We start from the raw sequence: 15,284 nt of genomic DNA, 5'->3' as shown, positions 1-15,284 counted from the left end.
CAACTATTTTGTCGCTTGATCGGTGCCTGTGCGCCAGCCTTAGCAAAGATTATTCCGCCGCCGCATGCGTGTGCGATAATTCGTGCCGTGCCTGCCGGATTATTTGCCACGAACCAGACAGGAATATAGAGGCCATGATACCCGCGACGATCAAGTCAGGCCAGCCCGTTCCAGAAAGCCAAACCCCGGAGGCGGCTACAATTACCATAACATTGCCAATGGCATCGTTACGGCTACAAAGCCATACAGACCGAACGTTGGCATCCCCGTCTTTGAAACGCATTAGTAACACTACACTAAGGAGGTTGGCCGCCAGTGCAGCAAAGCCAACACTTCCCATGATGACGGCTGCTGGCTCTTGTAGGTAAAAGACGCTGTAGAGCGTGCTCCCTAGTACCCAAAGCCCCATCAGACCTAGGCTGACCCCTTTGATCAAGGCAACAAAGGCCCGCTTTTTCAACGATGCACCAATCACCAGCAGGGAAATGGAATATGTAGCTGTATCCCCCAGAAAGTCGAGCGCATCTGCTTTCAGTGCCTGGCTATTGCCGACAAAGCCCATAGGCATTTCGATCAGGAACATAAGGGCATTAATGACAATAACCGCGATCAACGCCCGTTTGTAAGCGGGGTCCATTCCATCAAACTTGATGTCATCGCAGCCACATCCTGCACTCATGACCTTTGATCCTTTGCGTTTTTAATACTAATATTTGCCATGATGCGCTAAAAAAGCGCAACAGTAAACTTATCAACTTTTCAGACGGGTAGCATTGTGGGTTCCTGTATTAAAGTCATCCTAATAACATGTGCGATTACGTTGGTGCAAATGGTAGCAGCGCCCGCATATGGTTACGTTACCGAAACGGACTGTGATGCGCACGTATCAGGCGGCTCTGCAGACGGGTCGGATGAGGGGGCGCTTGATAATGCAGATGCGTGTGACCGCGTGGACGGTGTCCCTGTTATCACGGCACTTGATACGCGTGCGTTGGCGCTGGGTACACACTATTTCTATTACCGTGCCGGGGAACAGGGAACCGGCAATCCGATTTTTGTGCCGATTATTGTGGTCAAGGGAGCAAGCGAGGGGCCGCGACTGGTTTTAACCGCAGCGGTACACGGGGACGAATTGAACGGCATTGGGGTCATCCACCAGTTGATTCGGTCTTTGGAGACTGAGACAATATTGGGCACTTTAATCGCCCTTCCAGGTATCAATCAAACCGGTATGGTCGCAAGCAGCAGGCATTTTCAAATGGCGGCTGGCGGTGGTGCCATGGTGGACCTGAACCGTATTATGCCAGGTAGTCGCAGGCATGGTTCTATGGCTGAACGCTATGTGTGGGGTTTGTGGCATAACATTCTGAAAGATAATGCGGACCTGGCTATTGATCTGCATACCCAGACCCGCGGAACTGCCTATCCGCTTTTTGTGTTCGCGGATTTTCGCAAGCCTGTTGTCTGGCAAATGGCCAAAGACCTGATGCCCGATATTATCAAGCGGGATAAGGGACAAAAAGGGGCACTTGAGACGACATTTGTAAAAGAAGGCATTCCCGCTGTAACTTTCGAAGTTGGGGCCCCCAAACAGTTTCAGGAACGGTTGATCGACCGCGCAGTTGCGGGCATTCGGAATGTGATGGTCCGCCATGAAATGTTGGTTGGTACGGTGACGAAGCCACTTCTCCCCCCTGTTATTGGCAGTAATTATACCAATGTCACCGCGCAAAAAGGTGGTGTTGTCAGCCTGCATGTCAGGCTTCTTGACCCGGTGAAGAAGGGGCAGCATATCGCGACGATGGCGGACCCGTTTGGCCGCGAGTTGCAGCGCTATTATGCACCGCATGATGGGCATGTACTGGCTATCGCAACCGACCCCCTGCGTGAAGCAGGTACCATGCTGGTGCGTATCCTTCACTAAATAGTATCTATGACTTACATGTCAGCAGCGAAAGGACGGTGCAAGCACCCAGCTTGTAGTATAGGCCCTGAAAACTATGGTCAGTTAGAAGTCTGAATGTGCGCCATGGGGTGATCAGTGGTGTTGTCGAGTTTTTTACTATTCTGACGCCCTGATAACCTGCAAGGCGTCACGTACCCTTGACCAATTAATGGTGTCGGCATCTAACTCGCCCCCCGTTTCCTTGTCTGCATGTTGCGCAGCAATTTTCTGCGCTACATAGGCCTCTGACTTGGGGCCCATTTGTTCATACAGACTTTTTGCATAGGTGTGGACTGTTGATTGTTTCATGGTTACCTCCATCTTCAAATTTCCAGTAATCCAGCGGGCGTATTGTGCGCGTAAGAAGCCTTTAATGCCAATAAATTATTTTTATACGTAGGACACGATTACTCAATCCTTTCAATTCTCAGGGATTTTGGTATGTCTCTAGTTGTTATTAAACAGGAATGCATCACATATGGAAAAGCCAGCTTCTCATCCAAAAATCGCAACGCCGCGCACCGGTCTTCTGATCATAAACCTTGGAACACCAGAAGCGCCGACATACGGTGCGGTTCGCAAGTATCTGGCTGAGTTTTTAGGCGATCCGCGGGTTATTGAGACACCGCGCGCACTGTGGTTACCTATTCTGTATGGGCCGATATTGACTTTCCGTCCTGCCCGTTCTGCCAAGGCATATGCAAAGGTCTGGAACAGGGAGAAGAATGAAAGCCCCTTGACGACGATTACCCGGTCACAGGCTGAAAAGCTGGCGGAGAAATACGGTGACAACGTGCTGGTCGACTGGGCCTATACCTACGGCACGCCCAGCTTGAAAGAAAAGCTCCAGGCGATGAAAGAAGCCGGTTGTAACCGGATTGTTTTGTTCGCCCTGTTCCCGCAGTATAGTGCCACGAGCACGGCGGCAGCGTACGATAAGGCGTTTAAGGCGCTTGCAGAACTTCGCTGGCAACCGGCGGTGCGCACAGTACCAGCTTACTATGATAATGCAGACTATATCGCGGCATTGGCATCGTCAGTGCAAACCGATCTGGATCAGCTTTCCTGGAAGCCGGTGAAGCTTCTTGCATCGTATCATTCAATACCCAAGGCATATTGGGATAAAGGTGACCCGTATCCGTGTCACTGTATGAAGACATCGCGCTTGCTCAGTGAAAAACTTGGACTGAATTCTGGGTATCTGGAAACCAGTTTTCAGTCGCGTGTGGGCCCGGCCGAATGGGTTGGTCCCTATACGGACAATAAGGTAGAAGAACTGGTCGAAAGTGGGGTGACCAAATTGGCGGTGCTTAGTCCGGCATTCGCGTCAGACTGTCTCGAGTCGCTTGAGGAAATCAATATGGAACTGCGGGAAACATTCCTGAAAGCGGGCGGTACCCACTTTCATTTCATTCCCTGCCTGAATGATAGCGATGTCGGTATGACGATGCTAAAATCAGTAGCCGACCAGGAGCTGCAGGGCTGGGTATAGGCGCAGGTCTTAGTCGGTTAGTCCCGCCATGCCAGTTACAATCACGGGCAATGTAATGTCGGCCCGGTGTTCAAATGTCAGGGTCACAGTAAATACATCCCCTTCTTTGAAGGGGGCATGCAGACGCATCATCATGATGTGAAAGCCGCCTGGTTTGAACTCTAACGTTTCGCCCGGTGCGACTGATACTGTTTCCTGGTGGTCCATCTTCATGACACCGTTTTCATCCTCATAGGACTTGTGGATCATTGTCATGGCTGCGACGTCTGATTTTACACCGGTGATTACAACAGCTTCTTTACCAGTATTGCGCAGGTTGAAGTAGGCAGCACCGGATACTGTTCGGTTGCCGGTTGTGCGTGCCCATGCCTGAGTAATATCAAGTGCAGCATTATGATCTTCACTTTCATGTGCTGACACAGTGCATAATCCAGATAGCATCATCAGGGCGGCAAGGGCAGTTTTCAGGAACATTTGCATAATCAATCTCATGGTTGGGTGTTAGAGGAAATCCAATGACCAAAACTTATGGCAGCAGCGAATCTGTAGCCTTGATCAATTCGTGTCTGACTGCAGGCTCGAAAGCAGAATGGCCGGCAACAGGGACAATTTTTAAGGTGGCAGAGGGCATTCTTTTCGCCAGTTCCCAAGCAGAATATGGGGGGCAAATGGCGTCATAGCGCCCCTGAATGATCTTGGTTGGTATGTGTTTCAATTTATAAGCATCACGCAAAATCTGGCCATCTTCTTCAAGAAAGCCGCGATTGTGAAAATAGTGACATTCAATGCGGGCAAAGGCACTGGCAAACATCGAGTCCATCGAATGCAGTTTTTGTTCTTCGTCCGGCATTAGGGTAACTGTGCTGCCTTCCCACAGACTCCATTCTTTCGCATAAGTTAGCTGCACGTCCGCATAGTCTGGGTGAAGCAGGCGTTTATGGTACGCTGCAATCAAGTCGTGCTGTTCTTCTACTGGTATGCGGGAGATGAAGCGTTCCCATGCCTCGGGGAATATAGCGCGTGTGCCAGACCCATAAAACCATTCCAGTTCACGCTCCATCATCAGAAAAACACCCCGGAGGATCATATGCGTTACGCGCGATGGATGGGTTTCTGCATATAGTAGGGCAAGGGTGCTGCCCCATGATCCGCCGAACAAAGCCCACTGATCTATGCCCAGATGGGTGCGGATTTTCTCCATATCCTCGACCAGATCCCAACTGGTATTATGTTCGATCTTTGCATGGGGGAAACTGTTGCCGCAACCTCGCTGGTCAAACAAAAGTATCCTGAATTTTCTGGGGTCAAAAAAGCGCCGCTGAATGGGGCTGGTGCCGCCGCCCGGGCCGCCATGCAGGAAGACAATTGGAATGCCTTTGGGATTGCCAGACTGCTCCAGATACAGATGGTGACCATTCCCAACGTCCAAATGCTCTGTGGCATAGGGATCAATCGCTGGGTACAGCGTTCTCTGAAAATGGGGGCCGTCCGCTGGCATCTTTTTTCCTGACTGTTATTAGCTATTAGCCTACTCGGCAACATGACGGGGCACAAGCTTTCAGTACGGCTGAAGGTGTCACATAGTGTCGCGCCGGATGCAGGCTATTTTTCCCGTTCGGCAAGACGGTCGGCAATAAAATTATAGGAAACCAGATCGTCTGCATCAATCGGGGCATCGGCAAAGGGCATTTTCACAGCAACTGCATGAATGCCAAAAAGCTTGCTTGCTCTTTTTGCCAGACCAGACAGGGATACAAGCCCAAAACGGTACAGGAAGAAGGACCAAAGCCCAATCATCGGGATCATGGCCTTGCGTTTTTTCTTGTTTCCAAACTGGCCACCGGCTTTAAATAGCTCGATCGCTGCGAAGGCTTCTTCGCTGCAGACTGCGTAAATATTGCAGTTGGACCATATGCCGTCGGTCAACTTGTGCTGCCCGGTGATTTTACCGGTTCCGGGATAGGTTTCCTGAACCAGTTTGTCGTTGGTCATTGCCCACGCGGCATCTGCTTTTTCAGAACTCACTTCGTTCAGAAAATGGTCAATAATGGCTGGCGTATGCAGACAGTTGTCTGCGGTGGTGATGAAATACGGTAGGCCATCTGAGCCACCGGCCCGGATCGCAGCCATGACACTTTGCGATAGGGTTTTTTCGCTTTTAACAAAAGTGACAGTGCCGTCAGTGATCAGAGCCTGAATGCCGGGAAGATCTTTCAGAAGGGTAGCATCTTCAATCACAATCTGAATGCGCCCTACATTTTCGGACTTGGTCAGGGTGGTAACAACCCTTTCAATCATGGGGCGACCAGCGATAGGAACCAGACATTTATGGCTGTATCCGAAGTGTTCGGCGACGCTATTGACTATGCCCGGTCTTTGGGCAGCAAGAACTATGGCGGTATATTGTCTGTCGTTCACTCTTGAACACTCGTTGCATTATTTACTAAGGAATATGCTGCGTTCCTAATGCTTGACATGGGCAAATGCAAGATATATCCCCCACCGAATCGTTGTGATTGCATTCAATTGACATCCGATTTCAAGAGTGCAAAGAGTATAGTTTTCGACCAATAAGGTCTTCTGAAAGGAATTATTTTGTCAGGGATACAGCTAGACCATTTGTTGTTTGGCGAAGGCCAACCGCTGCGCCTGAAAGATGAAGATAAGAAGAGACTGGAAGTTCTCTTTCTTGCCAAACATGCTTTGTCTGGTGGTGCATTTGATAAAAACGATGGGTCGCATTCTGTATACCATGACGAAATACGGGCATGTCTGGAAAGACTGGGTGTCGGGCTGAAATTGTCAAATACGTATGAAGCGCTCTTTAAGGCGCCGGACAGCAATTTTATTTTCACGCTTTTTAATCGTGGCGGTTTCCGAAATTCAGAGATTTTGTCATCCTGTTTATGTGAATATCATAGCGTACCGTATCTTGGTGCACCGCCAAGCATGCGGGGATTTGCTGATGACAAACATCTCAGTAAAATGATGTATCGCGATCAGGGTATTCCGACACCGCGCTGGCAGATATACAGAACCAGTTCTCTGGAAGCGCTGGTACCGTCCTTCGAGGCAGAGCGATATGTGGTTAAACCCAATAATAGCTCGGCATCCTGGGGAATTGCCCATAGTGAAAACTGGGATGATTTGAAACCCCATGTGATTGAACTTCTTAAAGATAATCATGATGTGATTGTGGAAGAATTTGTACCCGGTGTGGATGTCACCGTGCCGGTAATTGGTGCAGGAAAACCGTGGATATTGCCGCCGATGTTAAACCCGTCCCAGGGCGATTTAAACATTGTGACATACGAACAAAAGCGTGGGTTCCAGGGTGGTTCATCTATTGAAGTATTTGAAGATGCAGCAAAATACCCGGAACTGATTGATTACACCAAAACCAGTAACAGCATGATCTGGCCCTTTGATTATGGACGGTATGATTACCGGATCGAACCAAATGGCAAGGTTTGGGCGCTTGAATTTAATCTGAGCTGTAATCTGGGCAGCAACAGGGCGATTATTCAATCTGCCAAATCACTGGGGTATGAGCAGGTTGATATTGTCGAGTCGGTTCTGGCAAATGCGATCGAACGCCAACGTGTAATGTTCGAAGCTGTTATCCGCGGCGAACAAATTCGTTATAAAATGTAAGTAGTCGGCAGCGTGGTCATCAGGCCACGATGGGTGTTGGCATCTGACCTATAATACCCCTCAGTCCCGTTTAAAAACCTTTTAGGGTCATTTTACCGGTGTTCCATTTCTGCGCGCGATCAGAATCTGTTCTGTGCGTTCAAGGTCGCCTGGATTGTCGACGTCAATGGGGGCGTCAGCAAATGGCATTTTTATGATCTGAACCTTCAGGCCCCACCGTTTGGACAGTATCTCTGACAGGCGCGTAGATGTGGTCAGCTTCCAGCGGTACAAAATCATGAACATCAGGCCAAAGGCTTTCAAAATACGGTTCGGGTTTTTACCAAACTGACCACCGCCTTCGAAAACACGGGCAGGTTCAAGCGCATGAGGCCCTTTGATCGCATACAGATTACAGCTGGACCATCCGCCGTCTTTCAGGGTGTGAAATGCCCTTTTGCCGTCGGGGTAGGCATTTAGGATAACATCGGCCGGTGTCATGGCCACGCCGATATCCGGTGCACTCTTCGCAAGGGCATCGGTGAAATAATTAATAATTTCAGCTGTATGCAGTGCATTATCCCCTGTCGTGACTATCAGGGGCCATTCAGGATTTATATTGGCAACGGCATCCCGAACGGAAAGATAGAGATTATCAGCGCTGGGGGTGAAGTGAATTTCCCCTTTCTCTAGCATCTCATTCAGCGCCGGTATCTGTTCCAGCAGTTCTCTTTTTTCAATAGAGACATAAATCGCGCCAACATCTTTCGCCGCCTTTACTTCACGGACCACGCGTTCCAGCATAATCATGCCGTCTATAGTGACGAGGCATTTGTGGCTGACATTCTGGACTTTTGCGACCGAATCCTCTGCGCCTCTGCGGCTGGCAGCAAGAATAAGGGCTGTAACTTTCTGGTTGGAGGGCATAAGGTGTTCGGGTCCCTGATGTGGCGGTGCCACAGTATTTATTAGTTAACTTAGTTGGCTCATTAAATGTTTGATAGCAACACTATCATTCATTTGGTTAAGCTGCTCTTTAATAGCTTCTTGTTTCACGGCGTCAAGGTGGCCGTCTGCACAAGCGTCAAACTTTGCCATCAATTGATCGTGACTAAGGGGCGAAGCACTGCTGCCAACCGGCATGTTGACCTCGGTAAACAGTTCCTCGCCTGACTTCAGTGTAACATAAACCTGCGTGAAAAAGTCAGATTCAAGTTTTTCGACATATTCTTTTTCTATCAAAGGTAAAAGTGCCTGTACCTCTGGGCGGGAAATAGCTGATTCTTCATAGTCTGCCAAGGTTGCGTCCCCGTAAAGCAGGCCAACCGCCAACCCGTATTCCAGACTGAATTTTGCTTCGGCAGACGTTGTGGGCCGGTCATACATCAGGTTTCGCAGGTGCGCAGCGGGTGCACGAACAAAAACGCGCGTCACACTATCTGCGCTGAAGCCATGTTTTTCCCGTAATTGCAGAAGCCCGTCAAGAGCACGGTGGACACTGCCACAGTTGGGGAAACGTTTGACCTTAAGGCCGTACTTTTCAATCATCAACGGGTCAGCAACGTCCCCTTTTGGGAAGTCGACTTTTTGTCCGTATTCGTCTTTGTCTTTCATAATGGCACGCAGGTCGTCCACATCGGGGCCGACCATCAGGGTGCCCATGCCGTTTTTGCCTTCCAGAGTGTGATCCCCCGCGGTGATGCCTGCCTCTGCAAACAGGGCGGCCTGCACGGCCCCTGCCGCTGCGATCCCAGCGTGCAAAGGCTTGGTCATGGTGCCAAACTGGCTCATGAAACCACCCGCGAAACTGGTAGACAGGGAAATGGCGTGTGCAGTTTTTTCAGCGTCCAATCCCAGCAGGCGGGCACAGCCCGCCGCCGTACCAACTGTGCCAATGGTTGCGGTCGCGTGCCAGCCCCTGCTGCGGTGAAAGGGGTTCAACCCCTGCCCAACGCGGCCAAGTATCTGCAGTCCAACGATATAGGCATCCAGAAAAGCAGTGCCGTCTTTGTCCCGGTCTTCCGCAAGGGCCAGCAGCGCTGGTACCAGAACCGCAGATGCATGTGCTTTTGCAGGATCAAAATTATCGTCAAAATCCAGCGCATGGGCAGCGGTGCCATTTGCCATGGCAGCCATCGGGGGTGATGTTTTCTCGGTGCGGCCGATAATGCTGCAGGCAGAACCACCCCAATTTACGGCAAGGGTGCCAACTTTTTGGGAAACGGTTTCTTGGGCGCCGGGAATGGTCACCGCCAGCGTGTCAATGACTGCGTCGCGGGCTCGTGAAATGGCCAATTCTGACCAGTCAGCAGGCACATTTGCTGCCCAGTTAGCATAAAGATGTAGGGGATTCGTCTTGGGGTCTGTCATAGTGTCCCTCAGGATTTGTCGCTGAGTTTTTTATTTCTTTGACGATAAACTAGTCCAATTAACAGAAATAAGGAATATATTTATCTATCTTTTCCTGCCTTTGTACTTGAAATGGTTCAGTATTTGACAATTTAGGTGGGTATGTAAAAATCGCTGCCAGAATAAAAGACAGCATAACGCGAGTGCTCCATGTCTGTAACAACCGACTTTTTTGAGATAGAAGATCTTGGCGCGACCAAGATCGTTGCCTTGTCGGGGGACTGGACAATTGATACTGCAGAAGCCATTGACCGCCTGATGGGGGTATGTGTCAAATCTTCACGCGGTGCGACGGTCCTTGATTGTAGTCATATCGGGAAAATGGATACCACAGGGGCGGTGCTGATCCGTCGCTATGCAGATGCGCTTGATAGCCACACTGGAGCTGTTCTAACGGGGGTCACGGCCCAGCATAAAGGACTGATGGCAGTTGTAAGTTGTAAGCCGCCGCCTGCACAAACATGCCCAGACGAGATGCCGTGGTATTTCCAGTTTCTGGAAGATGTAGGGTTGGCTACGCGCAAGCTGACACGTATCACCGGGGCGCAGCTGAATTTCATCGGGCTCGTATTTGTTAGATTATTTGGCAGCCTTACAGACCCACGCCGCATTCGCTGGACTGCGCTGATACATCAGATCGAGGCAGTTGGTCTGAAAAGCATGGGTATTGTTGGCCTGATTGCCTTTTTGATTGGTGCCGTGATGGTCAATCAGGGTGCCATCCAGCTGGCACGTTTTGGCGCAGATATTTTCGTTGTTGATATGCTGGGTATTGCGCACCTGCGTGAATTGGGAATTTTGCTGACGGCCATCATTATTGCGGGTCGTTCCGGCAGCGCGTTTACGGCGGCAATCGGGTCCATGAAATTGCATGAAGAAGTGGACGCAATGAAAACAATTGGCCTGAACCCAATTGATGTATTGGTGTTGCCGCGGCTGGTTGCGCTGGTTATTGCTCTGCCTTTGCTGACATTTTACGCAGATATTATGGGGGTTCTCGGTGGTGCTTTGATGGCCTGGGTGCAGCTGAATATTACGCCAGCGAACTTTTTTGTATACTTTCAGGAGGTTATAAGCGCAGATCATTTCTTTGTCGGTTTGATCAAGGCGCCGTTTTTTGCGGTTGTGATCGCCATTACCGGTTGTTTTAACGGTCTGAATGTCAGGGGCAGCGCGGAGTCGCTCGGCGTTAATACGACCCAGGCCGTGGTGCAGGCAATTTTCCTTGTAATCGTGTTGGATGCGCTTTTTGCCATCTTCTTCACAGCAATTGATTTGTAGGGGCAGGGAAGATGGACGCTGCAATAGAAGTAGAAAATCTGGTAACGGCATTTGGCAGTAATGTCATTCACGACGGTTTGAATTTGACGGTTAAGCGCGGCGAAATTCTGGGTGTTGTTGGCGGGTCGGGTACTGGCAAGTCTGTGCTTTTGAAACATATTATCGGGCTTTTGAAAGAACGGTCAGGCCGTATTCTTGTCAATGGCCGGGACAGATCCACCATGTCGGTAAGAGAAGACATGGAAAGCCGCCGTGATTGGGGCGTGCTGTTTCAGGACGGGGCGCTTTTCTCATCCCTGTCAGTTGCGCAAAATGTTCAGGTGCCATTGCGGGAACACTTCAATATGTCGCAAAGTCTGATGGATGATCTGGCCTGTTCCAAGCTTACAATGGCTGGTTTGCCCCTGGACGCCGCAAAAAAATTCCCTTCGGATTTATCCGGTGGTATGCGAAAGCGTGCAGCCCTTGCCCGGTCACTGGCGCTTGATCCGGAAATACTGTTTTTGGATGAACCTACCGCAGGGCTCGACCCAATTGGCGCCTCCGCATTTGATCAGATGATCAAGGAGCTTCGTGATTCCCTTGGCTTAACGGTCTTCCTTGTTACCCATGATCTTGATACTCTGGTGACAGTGTGCGACCGTGTTGCCGTTTTGGGCGATAAGAAGATCCTGATCAATGCGCCCTTAAAGGAAGTTATGGAATTTGATCATCCATGGGTGCAACAATATTTTAAAGGGCCACGTGCCCGTGCAGCAGGAATGGAAGTATAACAGTGGAAACCCGTGCGTCACATATTCTGGTTGGTGGCTTTGTCCTTGCGCTTATAGGGGGACTGGTTGCCTTTACTATCTGGATCGCCAAGGTGGATCTGGATGCTGAATATAGCGACTATGACATTTATTTCGATGGCACCGTGTCGGGCCTCTATAAGCGGGGCACTGTTTATTATTTGGGGATACCCGTCGGTGAGGTGCGCGACATCACGCTGGCGCCGAACGACCCGCGCAAAGTGCGGGTGACAGTACGGCTGAACGCAGAGGTTCCCGTGAATGAAGGCGCGATGGCGCGGCTGGAATTTCAGGGCCTAACCGGGGTTGCCTATATTGAAATTGATGGCGGCGATCCGCAAAAACCTTTTATTCAGGCGCGCGAGGATCAGGATTTCCCGGTTATTCCATCAGAAACGTCATCCCTGCAGGAAGTTTATCTACAGGCACCGAATCTGCTGAAGGAGGCTATTCGTGCTGTCAGTCGTATTTCCGATGTTCTGAATGATGAAAATCTGGCGTCTGTTTCCAGCACCTTGAAAAACATTGATTCGTTGACCGCTAATGTCGCCAAAGGCACGGAAGAAATGGACTTGCTCGTACGGGATCTACGTGCTGCACTGTCTGCGGTGACGGAGGCAGCAACCGCGGTAGAAAGCCTTGCTGGCACCGGGGAGACACTGCTGTCAGATGAAGGACGCCGCCTTATGGCAGAGGCATCCGAGACAATGATAGCTGCACGCGGGCTGGCAACACGGCTTGACACGCTCGTCGGGAATAATGAGGAAGCTGTTACCCAGTTTGTTGGTGGAACACTGCCTGAGGTAACGCGCCTGGTAATGGATTTGCGGCGTACAGCGCGTAACTTGTCACGGGTGGTCAGCCGGATAGAGCAAAACCCGTCTGAGGTTCTGTTCGGCCCGGATGAAAAACCCTATGACCCTAAGAAACGTAAGAAAGAGGACGATTCCTGATGGCAAAGAACTTTTTAAAGGCTTGTAGCGCTCTTTCTTTGCTCGCTTTGTCTGCTTGTGGACCAATCGTTTCTTTTGGATCTGATGAGCCTGCATCTATTTATAGTCTCGATTACAGAGGGCCTGCCCGAAATGATGCCGCAGGTCCTGTTTTGTATGTCTCCGAACCTGTTATGACGCAGGACCTTGGAACCCGCCGTGTTGCGGTTCAGTTGGGGGGCTTCGAGCGTACCTTTCTGAAGGAAGCACGGTGGGCGACTGCGCTTGGTGATATGGTCCGCGGCTATATGGTAGAAGCCATTACCGGTGCAACAAGCGCACAGGCACTTGGTGAAGGGGCGCTGGATGTTGCATCCAATTGCCGGGTTGGCCTGACGGTGCGTGCCTTTGACTATGTTCCGCGCTCTGACGCATCTTCTGATGATACAGTGCTGGTGCGTATTGAAATGTCTTTTGTGCGCCTGACGGACAGCAAGCTACTTGGTCGTCGCGACTTTTCTGCATCACAGACTGTTGCAGGTACAGACCGGCACGATATCGTTGCCAGCTTTAACGCCGCAATGGCAGCAGCAGGCAGTGACATGACCGACTGGTTGGCCCCGCAACTAGGTAATTGTCCTGCGTCTTAGTATCAGTATATAGCCTTAGAACCCGTTTGGCATTGTGCCGCGCATTTATGGTTTTATGGCCTGGACTGGGCACGTAGTTCAAAAAGTGACCAGAGGATGCAAACGCCGCCGACGAAGGCAACCACAATAAAGGGTGAATCCGGCGCGGCTGGTGTAAATAGCACCCCGGCGCTTAAGGGGCCGATAACCCTGCCCAGTGACGATAAGCCATTAGACAGGCCAAGGGCTGCCCCTTGCGTTTGCTGGTCCGTTCTGTTGGATATAATGCTGTTCATGGCCGGGAAGGCCAGTGTTGTTCCGCTCATGATTATGGGGAAAGCGCAGACAGCAATTATTATACTTGGCGGTGACATGATCAGGACCAGACATCCCGTGATGCACAGGGATGCTCCGACCATCAGCGCTTTTTCCTCTCCGATTGCCTTAAACAAAGGGCCAACGACTATGGACTGGACAAAGGCAACAGCAAGCCCGCCCAGCATCAGTAAATAGCCCACTTCTTTCTGGTTCCAGTCTAACACGGCACCCAGCCAGAATGGCGTGATAGAGAAAGTAATACTTTGTCCCGCTGCAATGATAACAAACATGGTGAAGAGTAGTTTTTTGCGTGTGTCGCCGAGTATGCTTGTCCAGCTTTGACGTTTGCTGGCACTGTCCGAGTATCCAGTTATTTCCGTTTTGTGGATGTTGGTTTCCGGCATGAAAAAATATGCAAGAAGCATGGCTGAAGACGACAGAAATACTGCGGCAATACCGGGGTAATAGATACTGACTTCCCCGCCAATACTGCCGAGTATGCCGCCCAGGCCTGGCCCTACCGCAAACCCTAGCCCAAACACAGCGCCGACATAACCAAGGGCGCGCCCGCGGTTTTCCGCCGTGGTCAGGTCTGCAACGGCAGCCATTACAATGCCAACATTCCCCGCCATGGCACCGGAAAGCGCCCGCGCGATATACAGCATAATCAGGCTGTCCGCATTTGCCAGCACCACATAGGAACAGGCAGCGCCAGCGAATGTCAGGATAAGGGTAGGGCGACGACCTATCCTGTCGGATAGACGCCCCCATAGGGGACCGGCCAGAAAGCTCATCAGCGCATAAATGGAGATCAGCCCCACGCCGGTTAAGGCGGTGCCACCATATTTCAGGGTTAGAAATGGCAGGATCGGCACGATCAGGCCAAACCCAATCAGATCAATAAAAACGGCGATAAGAATAACGGGCATTCAACATACTCCTGCCGCACATGTGATGGGCTTTCGTCGAGCGGTCCCATGGGGCCGCCTGTTTATACTACGCTTGGTATGGTTCAAGTGGTAGTCAGACGGCGTAAACCATACCTGGGCCAGCAAAGGTATGACTGTATCATGTAAGATATGGAACGCTAATGTGGTATATCATACCTGGTGCGCCGTTCTCGCCTGTCAAATGATCGAAGATTGTCCAGCCGCCAAAGCAGGACCGCACCGGGACATTTGTACGCCAGCTTATTTGGACAGGGCGTCTACCTTGTCTTTCAGAGCTGCGAGCTGTGCCTGCAGTGCTTCGATTTCGTCGTCTTGTGATGCGGTTGAAGCGGGGGTGTCGGTTGGTTCCTCTGGTGTTTCCTTTGGTGCTGGCTTTGGTCTCACGGCACTTTGAGGGGCTGAGAACATGGACATTGTTTCCTGAAACATGGCCATATTTCTTTTGGTAATGTCTTCAAACAAAGACACATATGTGTCTGCGCCTTTGCCCTGCATGAAGGCATTGCGTACTTCATCCTGATTTTGCTTCAGTGCTTCCATCGCGCTTTGCAGGTATCCGGGTACCATTGCCTGCAAGCCGTCCCCATACAGGCTGATCAGTTGGCGCAGAAACGGCAGCGGTAACATATTTTCGGCCTTGGATTCTTTTTCAAAAATAATCTGTGTCAGCACGTTATGGGTAATATCTTCGCCGGTTTTGGCATCCCGTACAACAAAGTCAGTATCTGATTTTACCAGTTCTGCAAGATGGTCAAGGGTAACGTAACTGGACGTGGCTGTATTATACAAACGTCGGTTTGCGTATTTCTTGATGATGATTGGATCGCCGCTCTTATGTGATTTCTTCGCCATCTGTATCCCTTTTATGCTGCGCAGTATAAATGCGCGCCTTATTTGCAGATTT

The 15,284-nt window shown here is 50.6% G+C and carries 16 protein-coding genes; 7 read left to right on the top strand and 9 right to left on the bottom strand.

Features of this window, described 5'->3' with window-relative positions; all coding sequences use genetic code 11:
- Positions 1–49: 49 nt before the first annotated feature.
- Positions 50–679, bottom strand: coding sequence for a cation efflux transmembrane domain-containing protein (locus tag IE181_RS01110; RefSeq protein WP_191249721.1), 630 nt, complete (start codon positions 677–679; stop codon positions 50–52).
- A gap of 96 nt (positions 680–775) precedes the next feature.
- On the opposite strand from IE181_RS01110, the gene IE181_RS01105 reads away from it, so the two are divergent.
- Positions 776–1,924: a succinylglutamate desuccinylase/aspartoacylase family protein gene (locus tag IE181_RS01105; RefSeq protein ID WP_191249720.1), complete on the top strand. Its 1,149-nt coding sequence runs from the start codon at positions 776–778 to the stop codon at positions 1,922–1,924.
- A gap of 138 nt (positions 1,925–2,062) precedes the next feature.
- Here the strand turns inward: IE181_RS01105 and IE181_RS01100 are convergent, their stop codons facing one another.
- Positions 2,063–2,254: a hypothetical protein gene (locus tag IE181_RS01100; protein ID WP_191249719.1), complete on the bottom strand. Its 192-nt coding sequence runs from the start codon at positions 2,252–2,254 to the stop codon at positions 2,063–2,065.
- 169 nt (positions 2,255–2,423) lie between these two features.
- Between IE181_RS01100 and hemH the strand changes: the two genes are divergently transcribed.
- Positions 2,424–3,437 (top strand): ferrochelatase, encoded by a 1,014-nt coding sequence (hemH, locus tag IE181_RS01095; RefSeq protein WP_191249718.1) that lies wholly within the window; start codon positions 2,424–2,426, stop codon positions 3,435–3,437.
- A gap of 9 nt (positions 3,438–3,446) precedes the next feature.
- Here hemH and IE181_RS01090 read toward each other — a convergent pair whose 3' ends face one another.
- From IE181_RS01090 to IE181_RS01080, 3 genes are all read right to left on the bottom strand, one after another.
- Positions 3,447–3,917: a copper chaperone PCu(A)C gene (locus IE181_RS01090; protein WP_191249717.1), complete on the bottom strand. Its 471-nt coding sequence runs from the start codon at positions 3,915–3,917 to the stop codon at positions 3,447–3,449.
- Between the two features lie 46 nt (positions 3,918–3,963).
- Entirely contained in the window at positions 3,964–4,935 is a 972-nt protein-coding gene (gene pip, locus IE181_RS01085) for a prolyl aminopeptidase (protein ID WP_191249716.1), read from the bottom strand.
- A gap of 104 nt (positions 4,936–5,039) precedes the next feature.
- Entirely contained in the window at positions 5,040–5,855 is an 816-nt protein-coding gene (locus IE181_RS01080; protein WP_191249715.1) for a nucleotidyltransferase family protein, read from the bottom strand.
- A gap of 177 nt (positions 5,856–6,032) precedes the next feature.
- Between IE181_RS01080 and IE181_RS01075 the strand changes: the two genes are divergently transcribed.
- Positions 6,033–7,091 carry an ATP-grasp domain-containing protein gene (locus IE181_RS01075; RefSeq protein ID WP_191249714.1) on the top strand — a complete coding sequence of 353 codons (1,059 nt, stop codon included), beginning with the start codon at positions 6,033–6,035 and terminating at the stop codon, positions 7,089–7,091.
- An 87-nt stretch (positions 7,092–7,178) separates the two neighbouring features.
- Here IE181_RS01075 and IE181_RS01070 read toward each other — a convergent pair whose 3' ends face one another.
- Together IE181_RS01070 and IE181_RS01065 are read right to left on the bottom strand one after the other, a co-directional pair.
- Positions 7,179–7,997: a nucleotidyltransferase family protein gene (locus IE181_RS01070; RefSeq protein WP_191249713.1), complete on the bottom strand. Its 819-nt coding sequence runs from the start codon at positions 7,995–7,997 to the stop codon at positions 7,179–7,181.
- 45 nt (positions 7,998–8,042) lie between these two features.
- Complete coding sequence (locus IE181_RS01065; protein WP_191249712.1) at positions 8,043–9,440, bottom strand: MmgE/PrpD family protein; 1,398 nt, start codon at positions 9,438–9,440, stop codon at positions 8,043–8,045.
- A 189-nt stretch (positions 9,441–9,629) separates the two neighbouring features.
- Here IE181_RS01065 and IE181_RS01060 point away from each other — a divergent pair, with 189 nt between their 5' ends.
- Genes IE181_RS01060 through IE181_RS01045 form a run of 4 tightly spaced genes read left to right on the top strand, consistent with a single transcriptional unit; the run spans position 9,630 to position 13,133 of the window.
- Positions 9,630–10,760 carry an ABC transporter permease gene (locus tag IE181_RS01060; protein ID WP_191249711.1) on the top strand — a complete coding sequence of 377 codons (1,131 nt, stop codon included), beginning with the start codon at positions 9,630–9,632 and terminating at the stop codon, positions 10,758–10,760.
- Positions 10,761–10,771: 11 nt separating this feature from the next.
- The gene (locus IE181_RS01055) at positions 10,772–11,533 is read left to right on the top strand and encodes an ABC transporter ATP-binding protein (RefSeq protein ID WP_191249710.1); all 762 of its coding nucleotides are present in this window, start codon (positions 10,772–10,774) and stop codon (positions 11,531–11,533) included.
- A 2-nt stretch (positions 11,534–11,535) separates the two neighbouring features.
- Entirely contained in the window at positions 11,536–12,504 is a 969-nt protein-coding gene (locus IE181_RS01050) for an MlaD family protein (protein ID WP_191249709.1), read from the top strand.
- On the top strand, positions 12,504–13,133 hold the full coding sequence (locus tag IE181_RS01045; RefSeq protein WP_191249708.1) for an ABC-type transport auxiliary lipoprotein family protein: 630 nt from the start codon (positions 12,504–12,506) through the stop codon (positions 13,131–13,133). Before IE181_RS01050 ends, IE181_RS01045 begins: the two co-directional genes overlap by 1 nt.
- A 53-nt stretch (positions 13,134–13,186) precedes the next feature.
- Here the strand turns inward: IE181_RS01045 and IE181_RS01040 are convergent, their stop codons facing one another.
- Both IE181_RS01040 and phaR read right to left on the bottom strand, forming a co-directional pair.
- Positions 13,187–14,359 carry an MFS transporter gene (locus tag IE181_RS01040; protein WP_191249707.1) on the bottom strand — a complete coding sequence of 391 codons (1,173 nt, stop codon included), beginning with the start codon at positions 14,357–14,359 and terminating at the stop codon, positions 13,187–13,189.
- A gap of 261 nt (positions 14,360–14,620) precedes the next feature.
- Positions 14,621–15,232, bottom strand: coding sequence for a polyhydroxyalkanoate synthesis repressor PhaR (gene phaR, locus IE181_RS01035; protein ID WP_191249706.1), 612 nt, complete (start codon positions 15,230–15,232; stop codon positions 14,621–14,623).
- Positions 15,233–15,284: the final 52 nt, after the last annotated feature.

Source organism: Kordiimonas sediminis, assembly GCF_014656395.1.
GTDB classification, from domain to species: domain Bacteria; phylum Pseudomonadota; class Alphaproteobacteria; order Sphingomonadales; family Kordiimonadaceae; genus Kordiimonas_A; species Kordiimonas_A sediminis.
Note: the sequence above shows the minus strand (reverse complement) of the source record. Positions and strands in the feature narration are given on the sequence as shown.

What these genes read in the sequence shown, in the direction of transcription:
- IE181_RS01045 (WP_191249708.1), top strand. Translation starts at nt 12,504, where the DNA reads ATGGCAAAGAACTTTTTAAAGGCTTGTAGCGCTCTTTCTTTGCTCGCT.
- IE181_RS01040 (WP_191249707.1), bottom strand. Translation starts at nt 14,359, where the DNA reads ATGCCCGTTATTCTTATCGCCGTTTTTATTGATCTGATTGGGTTTGGC.
- IE181_RS01090 (WP_191249717.1), bottom strand. Translation starts at nt 3,917, where the DNA reads ATGCAAATGTTCCTGAAAACTGCCCTTGCCGCCCTGATGATGCTATCT.
- phaR (WP_191249706.1), bottom strand. Translation starts at nt 15,232, where the DNA reads ATGGCGAAGAAATCACATAAGAGCGGCGATCCAATCATCATCAAGAAA.
- IE181_RS01070 (WP_191249713.1), bottom strand. Translation starts at nt 7,997, where the DNA reads ATGCCCTCCAACCAGAAAGTTACAGCCCTTATTCTTGCTGCCAGCCGC.
- hemH (WP_191249718.1), top strand. Translation starts at nt 2,424, where the DNA reads ATGGAAAAGCCAGCTTCTCATCCAAAAATCGCAACGCCGCGCACCGGT.
- IE181_RS01110 (WP_191249721.1), bottom strand. Translation starts at nt 679, where the DNA reads ATGAGTGCAGGATGTGGCTGCGATGACATCAAGTTTGATGGAATGGAC.
- IE181_RS01060 (WP_191249711.1), top strand. Translation starts at nt 9,630, where the DNA reads ATGTCTGTAACAACCGACTTTTTTGAGATAGAAGATCTTGGCGCGACC.
- pip (WP_191249716.1), bottom strand. Translation starts at nt 4,935, where the DNA reads ATGCCAGCGGACGGCCCCCATTTTCAGAGAACGCTGTACCCAGCGATT.
- IE181_RS01100 (WP_191249719.1), bottom strand. Translation starts at nt 2,254, where the DNA reads ATGAAACAATCAACAGTCCACACCTATGCAAAAAGTCTGTATGAACAA.
- IE181_RS01065 (WP_191249712.1), bottom strand. Translation starts at nt 9,440, where the DNA reads ATGACAGACCCCAAGACGAATCCCCTACATCTTTATGCTAACTGGGCA.
- IE181_RS01055 (WP_191249710.1), top strand. Translation starts at nt 10,772, where the DNA reads ATGGACGCTGCAATAGAAGTAGAAAATCTGGTAACGGCATTTGGCAGT.